The organism is Nocardia sp. NBC_01377, assembly GCF_045040005.1.
Lineage (GTDB): Bacteria > Actinomycetota > Actinomycetes > Mycobacteriales > Mycobacteriaceae > Nocardia > Nocardia noduli.
In genome coordinates, this window is sequence record NZ_CP109566.1 from 5,584,699 (window position 1) to 5,605,520 (window position 20,822).

General features: G+C 66.4%; 29 protein-coding genes and 1 pseudogene. 8 read left to right on the forward strand and 22 right to left on the reverse strand.

Going from position 1 to position 20,822, the window contains the following annotated elements:
* Window positions 1-17: 17 nt before the first annotated feature.
* Window positions 18-236: a type II toxin-antitoxin system VapB family antitoxin gene (locus OG225_RS25645; protein ID WP_405177612.1), complete on the reverse strand. Its 219-nt coding sequence runs from the start codon at window positions 234-236 to the stop codon at window positions 18-20.
* A gap of 129 nt (window positions 237-365) precedes the next feature.
* Window positions 366-734 (reverse strand): winged helix-turn-helix transcriptional regulator, encoded by a 369-nt coding sequence (locus OG225_RS25650; protein ID WP_405177613.1) that lies wholly within the window; start codon window positions 732-734, stop codon window positions 366-368.
* A 106-nt stretch (window positions 735-840) separates the two neighbouring features.
* Between OG225_RS25650 and OG225_RS25655 the strand changes: the two genes are divergently transcribed.
* Entirely contained in the window at window positions 841-1,206 is a 366-nt protein-coding gene (locus OG225_RS25655) for a DoxX family protein (protein WP_405177614.1), read from the forward strand.
* Between the two features lie 13 nt (window positions 1,207-1,219).
* On the opposite strand, the gene OG225_RS25660 is transcribed toward OG225_RS25655, so the two are convergent.
* Window positions 1,220-1,510, reverse strand: coding sequence for a hypothetical protein (locus tag OG225_RS25660; RefSeq protein ID WP_405177615.1), 291 nt, complete (start codon window positions 1,508-1,510; stop codon window positions 1,220-1,222).
* Here OG225_RS25660 and OG225_RS25665 point away from each other — a divergent pair.
* A complete protein-coding gene (locus OG225_RS25665; protein WP_405177616.1) occupies window positions 1,484-2,035 on the forward strand; it encodes a TetR/AcrR family transcriptional regulator in 552 nt (183 codons plus the stop codon). The two genes, OG225_RS25660 and OG225_RS25665, sit on opposite strands and share 27 nt — an antisense overlap.
* Window positions 2,036-2,117: 82 nt before the next feature.
* Here OG225_RS25665 and OG225_RS25670 read toward each other — a convergent pair whose 3' ends face one another.
* The 13 genes from OG225_RS25670 to OG225_RS25730 form a co-directional block, all read right to left on the reverse strand.
* On the reverse strand, window positions 2,118-2,636 hold the full coding sequence (locus OG225_RS25670) for a hypothetical protein (RefSeq protein ID WP_405177617.1): 519 nt from the start codon (window positions 2,634-2,636) through the stop codon (window positions 2,118-2,120).
* Window positions 2,637-2,653: 17 nt separating this feature from the next.
* Entirely contained in the window at window positions 2,654-2,878 is a 225-nt protein-coding gene (locus tag OG225_RS25675) for a DUF6973 domain-containing protein (RefSeq protein ID WP_405177618.1), read from the reverse strand.
* Complete coding sequence (locus OG225_RS25680; RefSeq protein ID WP_405177619.1) at window positions 2,842-3,426, reverse strand: hypothetical protein; 585 nt, start codon at window positions 3,424-3,426, stop codon at window positions 2,842-2,844. Before OG225_RS25680 ends, OG225_RS25675 begins: the two co-directional genes overlap by 37 nt.
* A complete protein-coding gene (locus tag OG225_RS25685) occupies window positions 3,405-3,785 on the reverse strand; it encodes a hypothetical protein (RefSeq protein ID WP_405177620.1) in 381 nt (126 codons plus the stop codon). Before OG225_RS25685 ends, OG225_RS25680 begins: the two co-directional genes overlap by 22 nt.
* Window positions 3,782-4,078, reverse strand: a complete 297-nt coding sequence (locus OG225_RS25690) for a type VII secretion target (protein ID WP_405177621.1) — start codon at window positions 4,076-4,078, stop codon at window positions 3,782-3,784. The genes OG225_RS25685 and OG225_RS25690 overlap by 4 nt, the downstream gene beginning before the upstream one ends.
* A complete protein-coding gene (locus OG225_RS25695; protein ID WP_405177622.1) occupies window positions 4,075-4,365 on the reverse strand; it encodes a YbaB/EbfC family DNA-binding protein in 291 nt (96 codons plus the stop codon). The genes OG225_RS25690 and OG225_RS25695 overlap by 4 nt, the downstream gene beginning before the upstream one ends.
* Window positions 4,358-4,630, reverse strand: coding sequence for a hypothetical protein (locus tag OG225_RS25700; RefSeq protein ID WP_216911970.1), 273 nt, complete (start codon window positions 4,628-4,630; stop codon window positions 4,358-4,360). The genes OG225_RS25695 and OG225_RS25700 overlap by 8 nt, the downstream gene beginning before the upstream one ends.
* Window positions 4,631-4,913: 283 nt before the next feature.
* On the reverse strand, window positions 4,914-6,995 hold the full coding sequence (nrdE, locus tag OG225_RS25705; protein WP_405183368.1) for a class 1b ribonucleoside-diphosphate reductase subunit alpha: 2,082 nt from the start codon (window positions 6,993-6,995) through the stop codon (window positions 4,914-4,916).
* Window positions 6,996-7,057: 62 nt separating this feature from the next.
* Entirely contained in the window at window positions 7,058-7,594 is a 537-nt protein-coding gene (gene nrdI, locus OG225_RS25710) for a class Ib ribonucleoside-diphosphate reductase assembly flavoprotein NrdI (RefSeq protein WP_405177623.1), read from the reverse strand.
* A 41-nt stretch (window positions 7,595-7,635) separates the two neighbouring features.
* Window positions 7,636-7,869 carry a glutaredoxin-like protein NrdH gene (gene nrdH / locus OG225_RS25715; protein WP_405177624.1) on the reverse strand — a complete coding sequence of 78 codons (234 nt, stop codon included), beginning with the start codon at window positions 7,867-7,869 and terminating at the stop codon, window positions 7,636-7,638.
* 514 nt (window positions 7,870-8,383) lie between these two features.
* A complete protein-coding gene (locus OG225_RS25720; protein ID WP_405177625.1) occupies window positions 8,384-8,623 on the reverse strand; it encodes a hypothetical protein in 240 nt (79 codons plus the stop codon).
* The gene (locus tag OG225_RS25725) at window positions 8,601-9,515 is read right to left on the reverse strand and encodes an RNA polymerase sigma factor (RefSeq protein ID WP_405177626.1); all 915 of its coding nucleotides are present in this window, start codon (window positions 9,513-9,515) and stop codon (window positions 8,601-8,603) included. Before OG225_RS25725 ends, OG225_RS25720 begins: the two co-directional genes overlap by 23 nt.
* A 383-nt stretch (window positions 9,516-9,898) precedes the next feature.
* A complete protein-coding gene (locus tag OG225_RS25730; protein ID WP_216911958.1) occupies window positions 9,899-10,468 on the reverse strand; it encodes an NAD(P)H-dependent oxidoreductase in 570 nt (189 codons plus the stop codon).
* Window positions 10,469-10,644: 176 nt separating this feature from the next.
* Between OG225_RS25730 and OG225_RS25735 the strand changes: the two genes are divergently transcribed.
* Entirely contained in the window at window positions 10,645-11,265 is a 621-nt protein-coding gene (locus tag OG225_RS25735) for a TetR/AcrR family transcriptional regulator (RefSeq protein ID WP_405183369.1), read from the forward strand.
* Between the two features lie 6 nt (window positions 11,266-11,271).
* A complete protein-coding gene (gene nadE, locus OG225_RS25740; RefSeq protein WP_405177627.1) occupies window positions 11,272-12,099 on the forward strand; it encodes an ammonia-dependent NAD(+) synthetase in 828 nt (275 codons plus the stop codon).
* A gap of 103 nt (window positions 12,100-12,202) precedes the next feature.
* Here nadE and OG225_RS25745 read toward each other — a convergent pair whose 3' ends face one another.
* The 4 genes and pseudogenes from OG225_RS25745 to moaA all read right to left on the reverse strand — a co-directional run bounded on the left by OG225_RS25745 (window position 12,203) and on the right by moaA (window position 15,242).
* Window positions 12,203-13,459 (reverse strand): RNA polymerase sigma factor, encoded by a 1,257-nt coding sequence (locus tag OG225_RS25745; RefSeq protein WP_405177628.1) that lies wholly within the window; start codon window positions 13,457-13,459, stop codon window positions 12,203-12,205.
* A gap of 95 nt (window positions 13,460-13,554) precedes the next feature.
* A pseudogene (locus OG225_RS25750) lies at window positions 13,555-13,830 on the reverse strand (YciI family protein); the annotation flags it as partial.
* Window positions 13,831-13,948: 118 nt separating this feature from the next.
* Window positions 13,949-14,191 carry a MoaD/ThiS family protein gene (locus OG225_RS25755; protein WP_405177629.1) on the reverse strand — a complete coding sequence of 81 codons (243 nt, stop codon included), beginning with the start codon at window positions 14,189-14,191 and terminating at the stop codon, window positions 13,949-13,951.
* Entirely contained in the window at window positions 14,184-15,242 is a 1,059-nt protein-coding gene (gene moaA / locus OG225_RS25760) for a GTP 3',8-cyclase MoaA (RefSeq protein ID WP_405177630.1), read from the reverse strand. The genes OG225_RS25755 and moaA overlap by 8 nt, the downstream gene beginning before the upstream one ends.
* A 153-nt stretch (window positions 15,243-15,395) precedes the next feature.
* Between moaA and glp the strand changes: the two genes are divergently transcribed.
* The 4 genes from glp (at window position 15,396) to OG225_RS25780 (ending at window position 19,210) form a co-directional block, all read left to right on the forward strand.
* Window positions 15,396-16,601, forward strand: coding sequence for a gephyrin-like molybdotransferase Glp (glp, locus tag OG225_RS25765; RefSeq protein ID WP_405177631.1), 1,206 nt, complete (start codon window positions 15,396-15,398; stop codon window positions 16,599-16,601).
* Between the two features lie 67 nt (window positions 16,602-16,668).
* Entirely contained in the window at window positions 16,669-17,682 is a 1,014-nt protein-coding gene (gene moaCB / locus OG225_RS25770; RefSeq protein ID WP_405177632.1) for a bifunctional molybdenum cofactor biosynthesis protein MoaC/MoaB, read from the forward strand.
* Window positions 17,669-18,109 (forward strand): molybdenum cofactor biosynthesis protein MoaE, encoded by a 441-nt coding sequence (locus tag OG225_RS25775; protein WP_355086464.1) that lies wholly within the window; start codon window positions 17,669-17,671, stop codon window positions 18,107-18,109. The genes moaCB and OG225_RS25775 overlap by 14 nt, the downstream gene beginning before the upstream one ends.
* A 93-nt stretch (window positions 18,110-18,202) precedes the next feature.
* Complete coding sequence (locus tag OG225_RS25780; protein ID WP_405177633.1) at window positions 18,203-19,210, forward strand: AraC family transcriptional regulator ligand-binding domain-containing protein; 1,008 nt, start codon at window positions 18,203-18,205, stop codon at window positions 19,208-19,210.
* A gap of 17 nt (window positions 19,211-19,227) precedes the next feature.
* On the opposite strand, the gene OG225_RS25785 is transcribed toward OG225_RS25780, so the two are convergent.
* Together OG225_RS25785 and OG225_RS25790 are read right to left on the reverse strand one after the other, a co-directional pair.
* Entirely contained in the window at window positions 19,228-19,419 is a 192-nt protein-coding gene (locus OG225_RS25785; protein ID WP_109528558.1) for a hypothetical protein, read from the reverse strand.
* A gap of 193 nt (window positions 19,420-19,612) precedes the next feature.
* Window positions 19,613-20,686 carry a CobW family GTP-binding protein gene (locus OG225_RS25790; RefSeq protein ID WP_405177634.1) on the reverse strand — a complete coding sequence of 358 codons (1,074 nt, stop codon included), beginning with the start codon at window positions 20,684-20,686 and terminating at the stop codon, window positions 19,613-19,615.
* Between the last annotated feature and the right edge of the window lie 136 nt (window positions 20,687-20,822).

Below are 20,822 nucleotides of genomic sequence, written 5' to 3' on the forward strand. Positions count from 1 at the left end.
GCGAACCGCCCCGGCGACTACCGCCACGCGGGCGTCTTACGCCATCGATCCACCGAATCGTCGGTGATCCGTTCGTGGGAACGCACCATCATCCGTTCCATTACCGCCATCCGCTGCCGCTGCACCAGCACCTGTCGCAATGCCGCGCGCACCGTGTCCTCCGGCGTGGTGGTGCCGAGCAGCGCCCCGACCACCGCCAGCACCGCGTCGTCCACATCGATCGTCACCTCGGACATACCCGCACCTCCCGCTCACCCGCCCCCACCGAATCGTAGGACGACAACGGGTTTCGCAGTACCCCCGACCCGCGTCGTAGCGTGACCGGGTTCGGTTCGTTGCCTGCTCTTGCCCGGGGCGTGGCGTGGTCAGTGGTCGCGCTCGTCGTATTCCGCACGACGCGCCGCGATATCGGGATTGTGCTCGATGGCCCAATCCGCCAGCGCCACCGCGTGCGGGATCAATGCGACGGCGAGTTCGCTGAGTTCGTATTCGACCCGAGGTGGCACTTCGGCATACGCGGTCCGGATCACCAGCCCGTCCCGTTCGAGTTTGCGCAAGGTGAGCGCGAGCATGCGGTGCGATATTCCGGGAATGTGCTGACGCAATCCGGTGAACCGCAATCGCCCGGTATGCAAGGTCGCGATGATGACCAGGGCCCATTTGTCGGCGATCCGCTCGAGTAACGCACGAATTGCCCGGCCCTGGTCGCCTCTGATCGCACAGACGTCGGACATGATTACCTCGCTGACGGCCGGGCACACGGATGTAACTTTTGTAAGCCCTCCGATGCTGGTCGACAATGACGCTGTTGACAAGTGGTACTCGAAAGGAGTGGCGGACATGACCGTTGCCTACTGGATCGTCGCCGGTTTGCTGGCGCTGTTCTACCTGTACTCCGGCGGCATCAAGGTGGTGCGATCGGCGGATCAGCTGCGGCCGATGATGGGCTGGATCGATGCGGTGCCGCTGGCCGCCGTGCGCGTCATCGGCGTGTTGGAGGTTCTCGGCGCGCTGGGATTGGTCCTGCCGCCGCTGACGGGAATCGCACCGGTGCTCGCCCTGGTCGCGGCGATCGGGCTCGCGCTGGTCCAGGTCGGCGGGATCGCGGTGCACCTGAGCCGGGGCGAGGTGAAGGTGATCGGGTTGAATATCGCCCTGCTCGTCCTCGCCTGCGTGGCCGCCTGGCTCGCGACCACGTGGCTGTGAACCAGCCGCGGAACTATCCGCGCGAGGTGAGACGCCGGACCAGCGCCGGAATTCTCGACGCCGACATCAGCGCCCGGAATTGCCAGCTGTCATCACGTGGCAGGACGCCGCCGCGCTGGGTCGCGTCGAGGAAGTCGTAGAGGGTTTCGCCTTCCTCCATGAGGCCGTTGTCGTCGAAGTGATAGCGGTCGACCGCGGTGCACTGGATGAACCGCCCGCTGCCGTGAATGGCGGGGGCGTTGTCGTCGTACGGGTACAGCCGCAGCGGGCCGTCCCAGTGGCCGCTGCCGACGTAGCGAATCACTATGCGCACCCGGCCTTCCGGCGTGATATCCAGGTAGACCTGACCCGGCAGCGGGTCGTAACGCCTTTCTACGAGAGTTTCGACAACATCGAAGCGCTGCTGACCGCCGTATACGACCGCGTGGAAACGGGGCTACTCGACCGGATGCGCAGCGCACCGCGCGGTGCCGAACTTCGGACCGATATCCGTGTGGCACTGGAAATCTGCGCGGACTACTTCCAGGACGATCCCCGCCTGGCCCGGATCCTGCTCCGAGAACCCCGCCGCGACGACACACTGCGCAGGCACAGCGCCCAGCGCAGCCCCGCATTCATCCTCGCCCTCGCCCCGATCTTCGGAGCCGAGTCCGAACCGCTACCGGCCGGCGGCGAAGAGGATCTCGCGATCATCGCCACCGCGATGGCGGGAGCACTGGTCGCCCTCTACCTCGACTGGTCCGACAACCGCCTCGACGTACCGCGCGACCACCTGGTCGATTCAGCGGTCGATGTCGTTCTCGCACTGCTGAATACGCGACGAAGATAGCGCCTGCTGGGGCGACTTTCCTACTCATTGCCTATCGGGTGCACTGCCGTTCGACACACCGCATAACCCGGCCGTATGAGCTCTAGTCGGCTCTCATCGTGCCCGATTCGGGATCATAGCGGATCGGAGTATCCGGTTGAACGAACCCGTGAGGTCCGAGGCTCAAGCTCGGATCTTGCGCTTTCCACCACACCGCTTGAACAGGTTTGCCATCCGCCATGAACACGGTCGCATGCGGGGCGCGCAGATCAGAATTGCTACTACGCTGCGGCAAACCAAGGAAGCACACCAACCGGAGATCCGCTGCGGACACACTCTTCAGGTACTCGTCGGTCATAGCGGGACCCAGGTAGAAGACTCGATCCCAGCCGAAGGACCAGTTGGCCCGACCGGCCGTCTCTGCCATCGTCGTGACATCCAATTTTCGATCAGCGGCATCATCGAACGCTTGGATCAACGCCTTGGAGGAGCCCAGCGGCTCCGCATGGTTGTTCAGATCGAAGGTCTGCGAAGTGCACGCGGTATCCGTGCGCTCGGTACCTTCCGGCACACACGCGACAGAGCCCAGGACCGTCGAGATGATGGCAACTACGACCGACATAGACGATAAGCGCACCACTACTTTCCTCCCGGCATCGGAACTCCACCGCCCGGCAGGATCGCATTCTTGCCAGGGACAACAGAGTTGCTGAACGCGATCTGCCCACCATCGGGGCTGTTCTGGATGACGATCGCCTTGTTGCTGTTGATCGCCTCCAAAACCTTCTGTTGCAGTTCCTCGGGACTCGCATCCGGATTCTGCGCACCTATGCTTCGCCCGAGCTGGTTGTTGTAGAGGTCCATCGCCTCTCGCGCTGCCGGATTGCTTCGGAATGGCCATCGGCGAGAGACCGCTCGTTGTCGTCCGGGGTGAGATTCGGAAAAGCGCTCGCAGCAGCAGTTTTCGCCTCGTCCTGGATCGCATAGAACTCCATCAACTTGAATGGGCCGTCCACACTCGACGTGGCGAGATCGACCAGCGCTGCCGCCTCTTCTTTCGACATCGCCCTCGACTCGAACTCCGGGGCGAACATCCGAATCTTGTCGAGCAAGTCGCCGGACGGGAAGACGACTGTCGTATCCGACGCCGCCACCTGGTTCTCCCGCAGGATGCGAGCCAACTCGGGATCGGTCGGGATCGAAATCAATGCCTCGCGAACGGATTCGGGGAGATTCTCCAGAACCAGACCGATCTTGCCGTTGTAAAGGAAATCGGCTGTCCAGATGTCGTTCAGCGTGCCTTGCAGCGCGCTCTGGTATGCCCGGCGAGTTCGCTCGACCGACAGTGACTTCGTCAGACCGGTGAGGACGTTGTCATCGATCCAGTCCATCAGCGACTTTCTCGACAGCACCTGCCATCGTCCTTGTAGAAGAGTTGATACTCGGAGGCTTCGATCTTCCGTACTGTGTCTTTGATCGTCGCGGTGGCTGTATCGAACAGTGAAGTGACTTCGCGAACGGGCGCCGCCATCGAGTCGATCGCATCGACGGTGGCGAGGGCGTTTCTCCGGTCGACCTCGAAGCGGGAACGCATCGCGTCACCGGCCGCGCTGTCGAAGAAGTCGCGAGAATTCTGGACCTCACGGTTGGCCGCTTCGACATCGGTCTCGATGGTGCTGGCCAGCGAACTCAATTCGGTCGGGAGCCGTTGAGCGGCACTGAGTTTCCACTCCAGAACGGTGGAGATCCTGATCGGGTTCGCGTCGGTCATCGCGGGCCCGCCTGTTCGATCGACTTCGCGTTGGCGCTGTCCTTGGCTTCATACTCGGTGGCCGCGGTGTCGATCTCGTTCGCGACAGCGCGCATCCGGTCCGCGTGATATCGGACGACCTTGTCGAGCGCATCGAGTGTTTCCTGCACCCGGGCGAACGTCTGCGATTTGTCCGTGCCCTCACGAGCGGCGTCACGCGTGCCCTTCGCCAGGGGTTGATGGCTTTCGACGATCCCCGCCTGCCATCGAAGACTCGTCGCCAACTCTCGCATCTCGACCGGATCGACGTTCACCGTATTCCTCGCGAATCCTGTTGCGCCCGAACGGACTCGTAGGCACTTCTGGCATCGATGACGGCCGCCGCGTGCGCGCGATCATGGCAGTCGATGATGAGTTCGGCGAAACGCTCCGGACCGTGCTCCATCGCGAATTCGTTCAGCCGCAGACGTGTGATCGCGCCGTAGATATCGACCTCGATGTGCACGGAGCCGTCCGGCGAGTACGACGTGCCGCGGACCTCGCCGACAGCTGCGTTGAGTTCGGCGACGCGGTGGGCGAGCCGATCCAGATCCTCAGTCATTGCCGACCCGTGAACGTGACGAATCCGATTCGAATGTGTCGACGGCCTGTTCGATGGCCGCGGCGTGGGCGATCCGGTGCTGCTCCATGAGAATCGCGGCCAAACGGTCCGGCCCGTCGTCCATCGCGTAGTCGGCGACGTAGAGCCGAGTGATCCGACCTGCCGGGTCGGTCTCGACGGCGACACTCCTGTCGTTGGAGCTCGATTCACCACGGATCGACGCGATCCGCCGGTCCAGCTCGGTGTCGACTCGCCCAGTGCTCACATCCCACCCCCTGCTTCGCATCCTTCGGAACGGCCTGGGCAGCACGATCCCCCAGCGCACCGTATACGGTTCGAAGAAGGTCCGCAAAAGGCAGGCGACCGCGAATCCCGCTGTCACCTCGATGATCTGTCGCGATCCGCGCCGACCATCGCAACCGAACGGACGCGCGCACGGACACTACGCGTACTCACGCATCCGGCACCGAGGCTGCCGGAGTGCAAGCGCGCCTCACACGGCGAACAGCTCCGGGCGACCGTTGCCTGTGGTCACCCGGAGCTGGAAATCACAGCATGCAGCTGACGCAGCCCTCTACTTCGGTTCCTTCCAGGGCCATTTGACGCAGGCGGATGTAGTAGAGGGTTTTGATGCCCTTGCGCCAGGCGTAGATCTGGGCCTTGTTCAGGTCGCGGGTGGAGGCGGTGTCCTTGAAGAAGAGGGTCAGCGACAGGCCCTGGTCCACGTGTTGGGTGGCGGCGGCGTAGGTGTCGATGATCTTCTCGTAGCCGATTTCGTAGGCGTCGTCGTAGTACTCGAGGTTGTCGTTGTCGAGGTAGGGGGCCGGGTAGTAGACGCGGCCGATCTTGCCTTCCTTGCGGATCTCGATTTTCGACGCCACCGGGTGGATCGAGCTGGTGGAGTGGTTGATGTAGGAGATCGAGCCGGTCGGCGGGACCGCCTGCAGGTTCTGGTTGTAGATGCCGTGCTCCATGACCGAGGCTTTCAGCTCGCGCCAATCGTCCTGGGTCGGGATGCGCACGCCCGCGTCGGCGAAAAGCCGGGCGACGCGTTCGGTCCCGGGCTCCCACACCCGATCGGTGTACTTGTCGAAGTATTCGCCGGTGGCGTACTTCGATTCCGGGAAACCGCCGAAGTAGCTGCCGCGCTCGATCGCGATCCGATTCGAGGCCCGAATCGCGTGGTAGACAACGGTATAGAAGTAGATGTTGGTGAAGTCGATACCTTCTTCGGACCCGTAGTGCACCCGTTCACGGGCCAGGTATCCGTGCAGGTTCATCTGGCCGAGGCCGATCGCGTGCGACTGGTTGTTGCCCTGTTCGATCGAGGGCACCGAGTAGATGTGGGTCTGATCCGACACGGCGGTCAGCGCGCGGATCGATACCTCGATGGTCTGCGCGAAATCGGGCGAATCCATCGTCTTGGCGATGTTCAGCGAACCCAGGTTGCAGGAGATGTCCTTGCCGACCTTGGAATAGGACAGGTCGTCGTTGAACTCCGACGGCGTGGAGACCTGGAGGATCTCCGAGCACAGGTTCGAGTGGGTGATCTTGCCCGCGATCGGGTTGGCCCGGTTCACCGTGTCCTCGAACATGATGTACGGGTAGCCCGACTCGAACTGCAATTCGGCGATGGTCTGGAAGAATTCGCGCGCCTTGATCTTCGACTTGCGGATCCGCTTGTCGTCGACCATCTCGTAGTACTTCTCGGTGACGTCGATATCGGCGAACGGCTTGCCGTAGATGCGTTCCACATCGTAGGGCGAGAAGAGGTACATGTCCTCGTTCTTGCGCGCCAGTTCGAAGGTGATATCGGGGATGACGACGCCGAGCGAGAGCGTCTTGATGCGGATCTTCTCGTCCGCGTTCTCGCGCTTGGTGTCGAGGAACCGGTAGATATCGGGATGGTGGGCGTGCAGGTACACCGCGCCCGCGCCCTGACGCGCACCGAGCTGGTTGGCGTAGGAGAAGGAGTCCTCGAGCAGTTTCATGATCGGGATGACACCCGAGCTCTGGTTCTCGATCTTCTTGATCGGTGCGCCGTGCTCGCGAATATTGCTGAGCAGCAACGCGACTCCGCCGCCGCGCTTGGACAGCTGCAACGCGGAGTTGATGGAGCGCCCGATGGACTCCATATTGTCCTCGATGCGGAGCAGGAAGCATGAAACCGGCTCGCCGCGCTGCTTCTTGCCCGAGTTGAGGAAGGTCGGGGTCGCGGGCTGGAAGCGGCCGTCGATGATCTCTTCGACCAGTTTGCTCGCGAGCACCTCGTCACCGGCGGCCAGCGTCAGCGCGACCATCACGACGCGGTCCTCGAACCGCTCGAGGTAGCGCTTGCCGTCGAAGGTCTTGAGCGTGTACGAGGTGTAGTACTTGAACGCGCCGAGAAAGGTCGGGAACCGGAACTTCTTCGCGTAGGCCTGCTTGAACAGCTTCTTGATGAACGGGCGGCCGTACTGCTCGAGAACCTCTGCCTCGTAGTAGTTCTCGTCGACCAGGTAGTCCAGCTTCTCCTCCAGATTGTGGAAGAATACGGTGTTCTGGTTGACGTGTTGCAGGAAGTACTGGTGCGCGGCCTCCCGATCCTTGTCGAACTGGATCTCGCCGTCCGGGCCGTACAGGTTCAGCATCGCGTTGAGGGCGTGGTAGTCGAGTACCTCGCTGGCCTCCGCGTTGCGGACCGGTGCCTGCTCTAGACGAGCTGCTTTACCGGTCGGTGCGGTGGTTGCTGTTGCCAAAACAATCCCAATCCCTCTCGGACGCGTTCCACGTCCTCAGCGGTTCCCATGAGTTCGAAGCGATACAGGTACGGCACCCCGCATTTGCGCGAGATCACCTCTCCCGCATAGCAGAAGGTATCGCCGAAGTTCGTGTTGCCCGCCGCGATGACCCCGCGCAACAGAGCGCGATTGTGCGGATCGTTGAGGAACTTGGCGACCTGCCGCGGGACGAAATCCTTGTCGGATCGGTCACCCCCCAGCACATGCCGACCGCCCCCGTAGGTGGGGACGATCAGCACGTACGGTTCGTCGACGCGCAGCGAATCGGCGGTGTGCAGTGGTATTCGAGTCGCCGGGATTCCCAGCTTCTCGACGAAGCGGTGCGTGTTCTCCGATGCGCTGGAGAAGTACACCAGCGCGGCGGGAGCGGAGCCTGCGGAGTGACCCGAACACTCCGAAGCGGAGCCTGCGGAGTGACCCCCGTACCCCAGGGTGGAAACTTCGGTCATGCCGACTACCTCCCCTCCCCTGCCGGAACGAACGGGACGGGTCAGGCCGCCACGGTCGCCAGAGATTTGATGCGGTCGGGCCGGAACCCGGACCAGTGGTCCTCACCTGCGACGACGACCGGCGCCTGCAGGTACCCCAGCGCCATGACGTAGTCACGGGCCTCGTCGTTCACGGAGATGTCGATGACTTCGTATTCCACCCCGACCTTGTCGAGCGCCTTGTAGGTGGCATTGCACTGGACGCAAGCGGGCTTGGTATACACGGTGACGGTCATATATCCCTCTCTCCTATGCCTAGTCCACAGCCGGTGATCCGTATGCCGATCGATCGAGCGACCGGTGAACGGCCGCTGGCGATGCATGCTCCGATGTACGCTGCGCAAACTCCTGGATCCGACTCGGAAATCCCCTTCGACCCCTGCTCAGGCCCATCGGGCCGAGATGGTTCACGCGGTGGATTCCTGCCGTCTTCCAGTGAGCAAGACACTACACCTAGTGGCCGACAGATTCATACAACACGACATGTTGCGAGTCGCACGGATGTAATTCCCACGCGGTAAGTCCCAGGACAGTCGATTCACCACCCGGCACGAGGGTGTCATACATCACAATTTCATACCGGAGCTTATTCTCAGCAAACACATGCGGCACCTGTGTCACACCGGCCACGACCGTATCGCCCACCCCTGCCGCAGCACCCGGGAACACCGGGCACACGAGATCGCCCCCGTCCCGGATCGGACACGGAGGCGATGGTCGCAAACGCGGGTCGAGGCCCGCTAACCGCCGCTAACCGGGGCGGCCGACGGCGAGCAGTCGCAGCCAGGCGCGCGAATACGCGGGTTCCAGCGCGGCGGAATCGGGCGGACGCGGCGGTCCCGTCACCGGGCAGCCCGCTCGGACGGGCGCGCGGTGGAACACATCCCGCAGACCGGCGGTCAGGTCGAGCGTTTCGGCGAGGGCGGTGACGAGTGCGCGGTCGTGTCGGGCCAGCGCTTCGACCACCTCATCTGTTGTCTGCTCGGTCATCTCGATCCCTCTCGTCGCCGGCCATGATCGCCAGTGCGCGGCGTGCCTTCTTCAGGCTGCCACGCACCGCTTCGGGGCTGATCTTCAGCTCCTCCGCGATCTCTTTGGGGGTGAATCCGAACATGATCCACGCCATGATCTGGCGTTGCCGCCCCGGCAGCCGTGCCAGTACGCGCTGCGCGGTGTCGTTGCCGAGGAACTCCACCTCCGGTGGTGTCAGAGCGGAACGCTGCTCGGCGAGCAGTTCCCGAGGGTGTTCGTACCGCGACGTCCTTGCCCGCAGGAATTTGCGGTGCGCGACATGGAAGCACCACGCCGACGGGGAGGTGATCCTCGGCCAGGAGCGATAGGCCTCGATCATGGTCTCCTGCGCGATATCGGCCGCGTCGGCGGGCTGCGCGCCGTGGCGGATCACGAAGGCCACCAGTCGCGGCATGAAATCCCGATAGAAGGCGGCGAACTCCTCACGATCGACGCCCGCGCGATGCGCCGCCGCGCGCACCCTGGCCCGCTCGGCGGCGTCCTCGGCGAGCACGAGCTGCTCGACCAGTCGCGGCGAGGCGTCGGCCAATCGGTCGAGCAGGCGCCGCGCCAGCGCGAGTGCCGCCTGTTCCCCCGTGCAGCCGAGCCGTTCGGCGTGTTCGGTGACGATCCGGAAGATCTCGACGTCGTCGACCAGTTCCGGATCGCTGAGCAGTTCGTCGATGGTCATGCCGAGCATCGCGTCGCGGCGGCTCAGTTCGACTTCCGGCAGCCAGCTCAGCCGCCACCCCCCACCGACCGACCACGCCGACTCCGGCGTGCGGTCGCTGGTCATCGACCGGTCAGTGACGTAGATCGTCATCACGGGCCCCCGTTCGAGCCTGCTGTCGCGCAGCTGTCCCACCAGCATGGGCGCGATATCCCGGATCGGCGAACTCTTCGGAGGGAGGCACGCACTGCCACGTCGGCACCAGCCCCCTATCCCGGCGCAGCGTACTGCGCAACTGCATACCCGCGATCCCGGCCTGCACCACCTGTATGGCGAGACCCGCGATCACCACGACCGCACCGACCACGTCCCCGTTCATCGAGTTGCCTTTCCAGACGTACCGCTTTGCCCATGTAGTGGCGTGCGGCGGCCCGAACGTGAACTCGTGCGACGACGAAGGCGATACCGAAATGATCACGGGCGAACCGAGGCCGTCCGTCACACGGACAAGACCGCCTCCGGCCCGAAAATCGGGACGGAGGCGGTATGAGGAAACGGCGTTCGGGTGGGGTGTCGCCAGTGGGTCAGGCGGAGACCAGGGTGCCGCGCGCGGCCTCGACCAGCGCGGCGACAGCGCCCGCGAGTTCGGTCAGCGCCTGCGCGTCCTCACGCGGGTGCGCGTCGGCGAAACGCTCGCCGAAACCGGCGAAGTGCAGGTGCGCTTCCTCGATGACCCGTCCACCGGCGACGCCGACCGACTTGACGGTGTCGCCGTGGGCCCACTTCGCGGCGTTCGGGCTGATCGAACCGCTCAGCACGGCGACCGGGCGATCCTTGAGCGCGCCCGCGCCGTACGGGCGGGAGGCCCAGTCGATGGCGTTCTTGAGTACCGCGGAGGTGGTCCCGTTGTATTCGGGGGTTACCAGCAGCAGGCCGTCGGCGGCGGCGACGGCGTCACGCAGCGCCTGGGCGGCGGCGGGCACCGAACCGGGGACGTCGATGTCCTCGTTGTAGAACGGGATATCCCCGAGCCCTTCGTAGATGGTGACCTCGACACCCTCCGGCGCGGTCTGGACGGCGGCCTCAGCGAGTTTGCGGTTGATCGACGCGGCGCGAAGGCTGCCGACAAGTGCGAGAATGCGGGGCTGGCTCATGACGACTCCTGGTCTACTGAATGCGGTATCCGAATGAATGCGGTATCCGAACTTTCACTCCGAACTAACCGGACCATGGTCCGATTCCATTCCCCAGAAAGCCCGACAGGCCCGTGACCTACAGCACACCTCTGCCCGACGAGGCCGAGCCCGGTGAACCCGCGCCGACGCCCCGTCTGCTCGGCATCGGCGCGCCGCTGCTCGGCGCTTCGGAGCCCACCGAACGCGCCGACGCGGCGCGCAACCGGCGATTGCTGCTGGACACGGCCCAACAGCTGGTGCGCGAGCACGGCGTCGACGCGCTGACGATGGACGAACTCGCCAAACGCGCGGGCGTCGGCAAGGGCACGGTCTTCCGCCGCTTCGGCAGCCGTTCGGGTCTGATGCGCGCCCTGCTCGACCATTCCGAACGCAAATACCAGGACGCGTTCATGTTCGGACCGCCACCGCTCGGCCCCGGCGCGCCACCGGTGCGACGCCTGGTCGCGTTCGGACGGGCGCGACTGCTCGATATCGAGGTCGAGGGCGAACTGCACCGCGCGGCGGAGATCAGCGAGGCGGGCGAACGCTACACCGGCGGCCCCTACAACCTGCTGAAGACACACGTGTCGATATTGCTGCGCGAGGCGGGCGCGACCGGGGAGATCCCGCTGCTGGCGGATACCGTGCTCGCGGTGCTGGACGCCCCGCTCGTGATGTACCAGATGCGGGTCCTCGGGTACGACCGCGTACAGATCGGCGACAACTGGGAAGCCTTCATAGAGCGGATCGTCGGGCCGCGTCCGCCAGTAGAGTGAGCTGCCATGGGCAGTGTGCGTGAACAGATAATCTCCGAGTTGGGCGTCCAGCCGACTATCGAGCCGAAGGTCGAAGTCCGACGTCGCGTCGATTTCCTCGTGGAGTTTCTGCGAAGCACGCCCGCACGGGGTTTCGCGCTCGGCATCAGCGGCGGTCAGGACAGCGCGCTCACCGGGCGGCTGTGCCAGCTGGCCGTCGAGCAATTGCGCGCGGACGGGATGGCGGACGCCACCTTCGTCGCGGTCCGGCTGCCCTACGGTGTCCAATCCGACGAGGTCGACGCCAGGGTCGCCATGCGATTCGTCCAACCCGACCGCTCGGTGGTCGTCAATATCCGGCCGGGAGCCAACGCGGTGGCGGGCGAGGTGGCCTCGGCGCTGTCGGTGGACAAACTCCGGGATTTCGTACGCGGCAATGTGAAGGCCCGCGAACGCATGGTCGTCCAGTACGCCATCGCGGGCCAGGAGAATCTCCTCGTCGTCGGTACCGATCACGCGGCCGAGGCGGTCACCGGCTTCTTCACCAAATACGGTGACGGCGGCGTCGATCTCACACCGCTCACCGGACTCACCAAACGCCAAGGCGCGGCGCTGCTCCAGGAACTCGGCGCGCCGAGCAGTATCTGGTCGAAGGTTCCCACCGCAGACCTGGAAGACGACCGGCCCGCGCTGCCGGACGAGGAAGCCCTCGGCCTGCGCTACAGCGAGATCGACGACTACCTCGAGGGTGAGGACGTCACTCCCGAGGTCGCCGAGAAGCTGGAGACCATCTACCGCAACACCCGGCACAAGCGCACCGTCCCCGTGACACCGCTCGACACCTGGTGGCGCTGAACGTTATTCGGCATGCGGGGCAAGGCGATGAGGTCCGCTCGGTCGCCCTCCACTCATTCGGAGGCTTCCGCGCGGTCGGTGCCCTGACGATGACGGCCTTCGCTCACCCGGTGATCTCGGTGATCCGCCGGGTGAGGAATCGGCGGACCTGGTCGTTGGCGGCGAGGTCCACCGCCTGCCGGTAGTACTCGACGGCCTCGGCCGTGCGACCCGCGCGCGACAACATATCCGCGCGGGTGGCCGCGACCAGGTGGGAACCGGCCAGGCGCGGGTGATCGGCGACGGCGTCCAGCGCGGTCCAGCCCGCCTGGAATCCGTCGCGGAAGCCGACCGCGACGGACCGGTTCACCTCGGCGACCGGCGAGCGGGTGTGCCGGAGCAATTCGTCGTACCCACCCACCACCGCGCACCAATCGGTCCGCGCCCAGGTCGCGGCGACGGCGTGCGCGCCCGCGATCCGCGCCTGTGCCAGATACGTTCCGCTACCGCCGGTTTCGGCGGCCGAGATCAGACAGCGCAGGCCCGCGTCGATCTCGGCGCGGTTCCACCGGCTCCGGTCCTGTTCCTCCAGGGGCACCAGTTCGCCGTCGGCGGAACGACGTTCGGCGCGACGACTGTCGTTGAGCAGCATAAGGGCGAGCAGGGCGCGGGCCTCGGGTTCCTCCGGCAGCAGGGCGCACAGCAGTCTGCCGAGCCGAACGGCTTCGTCGCACAGTTCGTCCCGGATCGCCGATGGTCCGGCGGTCGCGAAGTAGCCCTCGCTGAAAACCAGGTAGACGCACGCCAACACGGCCGGGGTGCGTTCGGGCAGCAGATGCGCGGGCGGCACCCGCAGCGGGATACCGGCGGCGCGGATCTTCGCCTTGGCGCGGGTGAGTCGTTGCGCGACAGTGTGTTCAGGTTGCTGGAAGGCCCGCGCGATCTCCGCGGTCCGCAACCCGCACACCAGTCGCAGCGTCAGCGCCACCCGCGATTCGACGGAAAGAGCGGGGTGACAGCAGGTGAAGATCATCCGGAGCTGATCGTCGACGACCGGCGACATCTCGATCTCCTCCGGCTCGACGGCGAGCGCACCCATCCGGCTGCCGTCGAGCCGGAAGGCATTGTGTTCCTTGATGGTTCGGGCGGATTCGCGCCGCACCCGGTCCAGGGCGCGGTGGCGTGCCGCGGTGGTGATCCAGGCTCCGGGATTCGCGGGCATCCCGACGACGGGCCAGGTGCGCAACGCGTCGGCGAAAGCCTCCTGCACAGCGTCCTCGGCGGTCGCGATATCGCCGACCATACGGGCGACCGTGGCCAGCGCCCGGCCGAGTTCGGCACGACGACCGTGTCCGGCACCGCCCACAGCAGCGCCAGCCACCAGTCCGGTCCCGGCGTCTCGTGCGGGGAGTACATGATCAACGGCCGCAATTCCACGGTGCCGTCCTCGGCCGCCGGAATCCTGCGGGCGCATTCGATGGCCTCGTCCAGGTCGGCGCAGTCCAGGACGTAGAAACCCCCGATCACCTCCGCCTGCTCGGGGTAGGGGCCGTCGGTGACCAGTGCCGCGCCCGCACCGGGGCGCACCGTCACCGCCGTAGCCGACGGATACAGGGCGGCGCCGCCCGCTATCGCGGCTCCCGCCCGTTCCTCGAAGGCGCCGTAGCGCGCCACCATCGCCTCGAATTCCGGTGTGCCCGGCTGGGCGTCGGGTCCGTCCTCACGTCCGGTCAATGTCGCCAGGTAGTACATGTCGCCATCCTTCCCAGTTCCGAGGGGATCTCGTACCCCTCTCTACCAGGACGACGAACGCCGGATCGGATCTCTACATCGATCGGCGAATATTTTCCGGACGGGCCGGGCGCGCGGGTCAGCCGCCCGCGAACGGGGGCAGCACATCGACGCGGCGGGTGAGCGCGGCCGACGGGTCGCGGGTGAGTTCGTCACCGATCAGGTACGCGCAGACCCCGAGCATGGTGTCGAGTCCGGGGCCGTAGGCGGCGGCGAGGGTCAGGCGCAGATCGGCGATGGTGGCGTCGGTGGGCAGTTCCAGCACCTCGCTGTCCTTGCCGACGGCATCGGCGATCGCGGCGAAATAGCGGACCTCAACCACCGATGGCTCCCATCGTGCGTTCCGGTGGGACGAAATTCTCGGCGTCGATACCGTGACCCGCCCATTTGTTCCACATCGCGCCGCGCCAGATGGCGGCGATATCGTCGTCGTCGGCGCCACCGCGCAGGGCCTGGCGCAGGTCGAACTCCTGATCGCTGAACAGGCACGAGCGCAGCATCCCGTCGGCGGTGAGCCGGGTCCGGTCACAGGTGTCGCAGAATTTGCGGGTGACGGTGGCGATGATGCCGACGGTCGCGGGGCCGCCGTCGACGAACCATTTCTCCGCGGGCGCGGACGGATCGCTGCGCCCCGCCTCGGTGAGCGTGAATCGAGCGCCGAGCACGTCGAGCAGTTCGGCGGCGGTCACCATCTCCGCGCGCGCCCACTCGTGATCGGCGTCGAGTGGCATCTCCTCGATGAAGCGCAGTTCACAGCCCTCGTCCAGACACCAGCGCAGCAGGTCCGGCGCACCGGACAGGGTGTCACGCATCAGCACGGCGTTCACCTTCACCGGCGCCAGACCCGCGTCGCGGGCCGCCCTGATACCGGCGAACACCGAATCGAGGCGGTCACGCCTGGTCAGCCGGGCGAATCCGCGCCGATCGACGGTATCGAGCGAGACATTGACCCGGCCGAGTCCGGCCGCCGCGAGGCCGCGCGCGCGATGCCGGAGGCCGACGCCGTTGGTCGTCATCGCCAGTGGTGTCTCGGGCGCCCGCTCGTGACAGCCCTCGATGATCTTCTCCAGATCGCGGCGCAGCAGCGGCTCGCCACCGGTGAACCGGACCTCGCGCACGCCGAGTTGGGTCACGGCGAGCGCGACCAGTCGGACGATCTCGTCGACGGTCAGCAGTTCGTCCACCGGGATCGGCGGCAGCCCTTCCTCGGGCATGCAGTAGGTGCAGCGCAGTGAACACTTCTCGGTGATCGAGACGCGGAGATCTCGCGCGACCCGCCCGAATCGGTCCACCAGGTATGGCGTTTCCGGTCGTCCGTCGAGCGAGGGGCGGCCGGACCGAACCGCGGGAATGCCCATCTCGACCAACGTCACACTCCCATTATGACCACGCCGACCCCGGGAGGACCGTGGGGCGGCGAAACGTCACGGGGTCGCCACGACCTCACGAATGAGCATGTCACGCGGTGAGTCGCGATCGGCGACGACCGCGCGGCCCGGCCGGGGGCGAACGATAGGCTGATTCCCATGAGCTCTCGGCCCGTCCGCATCCCGGCCAGGTCCGTCGACGAGTACCGCGACACCATCGAACGGTTGCTGCGCCCGTTGGCGGCGCGCGCGATCGAATCCGTACCGGTGCCGCGGGCGCTCGGCAGGCAATTGTCCGAGGATGTGCGCTCGCCGGTCGAGTTGCCGGTCTTCCGCAATTCCGCCATGGACGGTTACGCGGTCCGCGCCGACTCGATCGCGGTGACGCCGGTGACGCTGCCGATGGCCGGTGTGGTGGCCGCGGGCGACGCGGGCCGGGATCCGCTGCCGCCGGGCGCGGCCGTCAAGGTGATGACCGGCGCACCGATCCCGCCGGGCGCCGACTGCGTGGTGCCGGTGGAGGACACGCGAGCCGACGGCGCGCAGGTCGTCATCGATCGCGGCCGGTCGGCGGGCGAGTTCATCCGCGAACCGGGGACCGATGTGCGGGTGGGCGATCTGCTCGTCCCCGCCGCGACGGCGTTGACCCCGCGGCATATCGCCGCGCTGGCCGCGGTCGGACTCGCCGAGGTGCCGGTATTCGCTCCGGTGCGCGCGGCGGTGATCACGACCGGCGACGAACTCGTGCCCGCCGGGCAGCCGTTGCGTCCCGGCCAGATCTACAACTCCAACGGCATCGCGCTCGCCGCCGCGTTGCGCGCCAACGGCGTCACCGTCGTCTCGGTCGAGCACAGCACCGACGATCCCGACGTCTTCCGCCGATTGATCACCGCGGCAACGGGTTCGGCCGATCTGGTGTTCACCTCCGGCGGGGTGTCCAAGGGTGATTTCGAGGTGGTCAAGGATGTGCTGGCACCGATGGGCGGCGAATTCGGCTCGGTCGCGGTGCAGCCGGGCGGGCCGCAGGGCCTGACGGTCGTCGACGGCGTTCCGGTGCTGAGTTTCCCCGGCAATCCGGTGAGCACCATGGTCTCGTTCGAGGTTTTCGCGCGACCGATACTGCGTCGGCTGGCCGGTCTGGAGCCGGTCCTGACGCGCGAGTTGCCGTTGACCGAGCCGGTGCGCTCACCCGGGGGACGTCGCCAGTTCCTGCGCGGGCGCGTCACCGACGCCGGCGTGGAGTCGGTGTCGGGTCAGGGTTCGCATCTGGTGGCGGCGATGGCGTGGGCCGATGTCCTCATCGATATCGCGGCCGAGACCACCGAACTCCCCGCGGGCGCCACCGTCCGCGTGCTCTCGCTGTGACCTCGCCCCCGAGAGGTGTACGCGGGCGTCTCGCGTCGCGACACGCGATTGTGCCAGGGTGGGTTGTATGAGTGAGTTGTCGCATGTCGACCGCGAGGGCCGGGCCCGCATGGTGGATGTCAGCGCGAAATCCGACAGCACCAGGGTCGCCGTCGCGGCGGGTGAGCTGCGTACCACCGCCGAGGTGATCGCGCTGGTGCGCGCTGACGACATGCCGAAGGCCGATGTGCTTTCGACCGCGCGCATCGCCGGTATCTCCGGCGCGAAGAAGACCTCCGAACTCATCCCGCTGTGCCACCAGCTCGCGCTGTCGTCGGTGACGGTGGAATTCGGATTCACCGAAACCTCCATCACCATCGAGGCGAGCGCGAAGACCAAGGGGCCGACCGGCGTGGAGATGGAGGCGCTCACCGCGGTCGCCGTCGCCGGGCTCACGCTGCACGACATGGTGAAGGCCGTCGATCCGGCCGCGACCATCGACGGTGTCCGGCTGCTCACCAAAGACGGTGGTAAGCACGGACATTGGGAGCGACCCGAGACCGAGGACAGCCCGGCGGCACCCGCACCCGTGCACGTCCGCCCGGCGGATCCCGACGCGGCGATCAGGACCGCCGCCGTCGTGGTCGCCTCGACCGGTGTCGCGGCGGGCACCCGAGCCGATACCACCGGTCCGGTTCTCATCGAATGGCTTGCCGGACTGGGCTATTCGGTGCGCGGCCCGCTCGTGTACGCCGACGCCGACATCACCGTCGGACTGGCCGACGCCCTGCACCTGAGCCCGTCTCTGGTCGTCACCACCGGCGGCACCGGAGCGTCACCCACCGACGCGACCCCCGAGGCGACGCTGTCGGTCATCGACCGGGAACTGCCCGGGGTCGCCGAGGCGATCCGGCAGCGCGGCACCGCGAAATTCCCGCTCGCGGCGCTGAGCCGCGGGGTGGCCGGACTGGCGGGATCGTCGGTCGTGGTCAATCTGCCGGGATCCCCCGGCGGGGTGAAGGACGGTATCGCCGTCCTCGAACCCCTTCTCGATCACCTGCTAGCGCAAGTAGCCGGAGGCGGCAGTCATGACAACCCGTGAAGACGCACTCGTCCGCGTCGCCCGCATCAGCGACGAGGATCTCGACCCCGCCGAAGTGGAAGCCGCGGTCAGCGGGCCCGAACACGGCGCTGTCGTCGTCTTCACCGGAAAGGTCCGCGATCACGACGAAGGTCAGGCGGTGTCCGCGCTCGAGTATTCGGCCCATCCCGAAGCGGCCCGGTTCCTGCGGGCGTGCTGCGCCGAACTGGCCGCTTCCTCCGGGCTACCGGTCGCGGCGGTCCATCGCGTCGGTCCGCTGACGATCGGGGATCTCGCCATCGTGGTCGCCGTCGCGGCCCCGCACCGTGCCGAGGCGTTCCGGACCTGCGCGGAATTGGTCGATCGCATCAAACACGACGTACCGATCTGGAAGCGTCAGTTGTTCGCCGACGGTCTGTCCGAATGGGTCAATGCCTGTGGTCATTAACCATTCCGTGACACGAATCCGGTGACGAATCAATAGCGCCACGATAGCGTCGGCCCCGAAGCGTGTTCGTCCGATCGTGCGGCAGGAGGGCGTGTGGGTACCGATCAAGTATTGCTGCATCGTTTCGTCATCTCCCAGCTCAGCGCGGCCGGGCTCGACCGGGACGAACTCATCCGGGAATCCGGCCTGCCGGAGTGGACGATGGCGGGCCACGACGTCCACCTGCCGTCACAGACCTTCTCCCGGCTATGGGAATTGGGCGAGCACGGGCTGAGCAATCCGAATGTCGCGCTCGAGGTCGCGCGGCGCTACGAACTACCCGCGCTCGGCCTCTACGACTACCTGTTCTCCACCGCACCCACGCTCGGGGCCGGGCTGGCGACCTGCGGGCCCTACGTCTGCTCGGTGACCACCAATCACCGGTTCGACCTGGTCGCGGACAACGAACACGAGACCAGCCTCTACCTCGAGATGATCGAGGGCGAGGGTCGTGCCCGTGACCTCACGCAGCTCTGGGGCCTGACCGCGGTGCTGAGCCGGGCACGTCGCATCATCGCGGGTCCGCTCGTGCCGGTGCGGGTGTCGCTGCGCCAGCGCGCGCCTTCGGACACCCGCACCTTCGTCGACGTGTTCGGCACGAACGCGATCGAGTTCGAGGCGGCGGTCGACGCGATGACCTTCCGCAGCCCCGATATGGATCGCCCCCTCATCACCAGCGATCCGACTCTCGCCGCCATTCTGCGCCCGCTCGCCGACGCGCTCCCCCCGCCCCCGCCACTGGCCTCCGCCTGGTCGCACCGTGTCTCCGACGCGCTGGCCGACGCCCTCGCCGAAGGCGACGCCTCGCTCGAACGGGTGGCGCGCAGGCTGGCGACCAGTCCGAGAACTCTGCAACGACGGCTGATGGAGGCGGGCACCACCTGGCGCAAGGAACTGGACCGCGCTCGCGACGCCATCCTGCGCCAGGCAGGCGCGAGCGGTCCGCTCAGTCGTGCCAGGCAGGCGCAGTTGGTCGGCTATTCCGACGCCGCGTCGATGCGGCGGGCGGCACGCCGTTGGACCGCCGCCGACACCGGGAATCGCACCGGTCGTTTCGACTGAGCGATTCGCCGCCACCCCTACACCCGCAGAAAGGTGGCCGCTATCCGCCAGAAGGTCGATGTCTCGATCGAGCCGAAATCCCAGCTGTCCGCGATATCGCGGGTGGCGGCCACGATCGCAGGCACATCGAAGTCCTCGCGCGTCGCGGTTCCCTTGGCCTCCAGCGCGGCGATCACGTACGCCGTGGCGCTTTCGCAGGTCTCGGTCACGGAACTCTCCAATCGGTCGCGGAACTGAACGGCGATCACGGTTCTACGGGCATCGACCTCGCTCGACGGCGGTCTCGGTGCGGAGGGTGCCGGGACGGCGGCGTGGCGGGCCTCGCTCCAGTCTCGTGGCTGACACGCCCCGCGAAAAGCACGAAACGCGCCAGTTTCGCCCGGAACGCGCCAATCCTCGGCGTTAGTGCGGCGTATAGCGCCAGACCCCGAGCATGGCCTGCGAATCCAGCGGATCGTCACCGTCGTGGACGGTATCGCGAAGCCGCTTCGACACCGTCTCCGAATCGAGTCCGGTGCCGATCAGAACCACCGCGCTGGCGCGTGACTCGCCGCGGCCCCAGCCGCGCGGCTCGAAGACGAGATGGCGTCCGACCATGTGGAACACGAACTTTCGCCGTTCCTCGGCGACCCCGAACGCGGCGATGCCCTTCGCGCGGAACAGCCCGGCGGGCGGATCCTCCAGGAACGCGACCAGCCTGCGCGGATCCAATTCCCTGTCGCTGTCGAACGACACGCTCGTGTACTCGTCGTGCATGTGGCGATGGCCACCGTCCGCGTGGCCACCGTCCGCGTGGTGCCCGTCCGCGTGGTGCCCGTCGTGGTGGTCGTCGGCGAGCAGCGCGTCGAAACTCAACTGCTCGGCGGCCGAGGACGTCTCGCGCAGCGGTTCATCGAAGAGCAGACCGGGATCGATACGGCCGAAGGTGGTCGCGTACACCGGCACCGGGCCCGCGATGCCCGCGATCTCGGCACGCAGCCGGTCGAGATCGTCCTCCGGCACCCTGTCGGCTTTGTTGACCACGACCAGATCGGCGAGTTTCAGGTGCGTCGCCAGTTCCGGATGCCGTTCGCGACTCGCCGGGAACTGCTCGGCGTCGACCACTTCCACCAGACCGCCGTACCGGATGCGCGGATTGTCGCTGCCGATCACCATTCTGATGAGATTGCGCGGTTCGGCCAGTCCGCTCGCTTCGACGACGATCACGTCGATTTCGGATTTCGGATGCGCCAACCGGGTGAACAATCCGTCGAGTTCGCTGACGTCGACCGCGCAGCAGACGCACCCGTTGCTCAACGACACCGTCGCGTCCACCTGCCCTGCGACGAGCATGGCGTCGATGTTCACCGCACCGAAATCGTTGACGACGGCGCCGATCCTGGTGCCGCGATTGTGGCGCAGCAGGTGGTTGAGCAGGGTCGTCTTCCCCGATCCGAGAAAACCGGCCACGATCAGGACAGGTATCCGCTCAGCCACCCGGACCACCCTAGTCGGTGCGGCCGGGGTGATTTCCGCGCGGCGATCGGCTACCGAAGGTCCGTACCCGCCCGGACGCGACGCGGAGCCGGACCCCGTGACGAGGTCCGGCTCCGTGGTCTTTCGGATCTCCGCC

What these genes read in the sequence shown, in the direction of transcription:
- OG225_RS25645 (WP_405177612.1), bottom strand. Translation starts at nt 236, where the DNA reads ATGTCCGAGGTGACGATCGATGTGGACGACGCGGTGCTGGCGGTGGTC.
- OG225_RS25650 (WP_405177613.1), bottom strand. Translation starts at nt 734, where the DNA reads ATGTCCGACGTCTGTGCGATCAGAGGCGACCAGGGCCGGGCAATTCGT.
- OG225_RS25655 (WP_405177614.1), top strand. Translation starts at nt 841, where the DNA reads ATGACCGTTGCCTACTGGATCGTCGCCGGTTTGCTGGCGCTGTTCTAC.
- OG225_RS25670 (WP_405177617.1), bottom strand. Translation starts at nt 2,636, where the DNA reads ATGTCGGTCGTAGTTGCCATCATCTCGACGGTCCTGGGCTCTGTCGCG.
- OG225_RS25675 (WP_405177618.1), bottom strand. Translation starts at nt 2,878, where the DNA reads ATGGACCTCTACAACAACCAGCTCGGGCGAAGCATAGGTGCGCAGAAT.
- OG225_RS25685 (WP_405177620.1), bottom strand. Translation starts at nt 3,785, where the DNA reads ATGACCGACGCGAACCCGATCAGGATCTCCACCGTTCTGGAGTGGAAA.
- OG225_RS25695 (WP_405177622.1), bottom strand. Translation starts at nt 4,365, where the DNA reads ATGACTGAGGATCTGGATCGGCTCGCCCACCGCGTCGCCGAACTCAAC.
- nrdE (WP_405183368.1), bottom strand. Translation starts at nt 6,995, where the DNA reads ATGCTGAACCTGTACGGCCCGGACGGCGAGATCCAGTTCGACAAGGAT.
- nrdI (WP_405177623.1), bottom strand. Translation starts at nt 7,594, where the DNA reads ATGACCGAAGTTTCCACCCTGGGGTACGGGGGTCACTCCGCAGGCTCC.
- nrdH (WP_405177624.1), bottom strand. Translation starts at nt 7,869, where the DNA reads ATGACCGTCACCGTGTATACCAAGCCCGCTTGCGTCCAGTGCAATGCC.
- OG225_RS25720 (WP_405177625.1), bottom strand. Translation starts at nt 8,623, where the DNA reads ATGACCGAGCAGACAACAGATGAGGTGGTCGAAGCGCTGGCCCGACAC.
- OG225_RS25725 (WP_405177626.1), bottom strand. Translation starts at nt 9,515, where the DNA reads ATGCTGGTGGGACAGCTGCGCGACAGCAGGCTCGAACGGGGGCCCGTG.
- OG225_RS25730 (WP_216911958.1), bottom strand. Translation starts at nt 10,468, where the DNA reads ATGAGCCAGCCCCGCATTCTCGCACTTGTCGGCAGCCTTCGCGCCGCG.
- nadE (WP_405177627.1), top strand. Translation starts at nt 11,272, where the DNA reads ATGGGCAGTGTGCGTGAACAGATAATCTCCGAGTTGGGCGTCCAGCCG.
- glp (WP_405177631.1), top strand. Translation starts at nt 15,396, where the DNA reads ATGAGCTCTCGGCCCGTCCGCATCCCGGCCAGGTCCGTCGACGAGTAC.
- moaCB (WP_405177632.1), top strand. Translation starts at nt 16,669, where the DNA reads ATGAGTGAGTTGTCGCATGTCGACCGCGAGGGCCGGGCCCGCATGGTG.
- OG225_RS25775 (WP_355086464.1), top strand. Translation starts at nt 17,669, where the DNA reads ATGACAACCCGTGAAGACGCACTCGTCCGCGTCGCCCGCATCAGCGAC.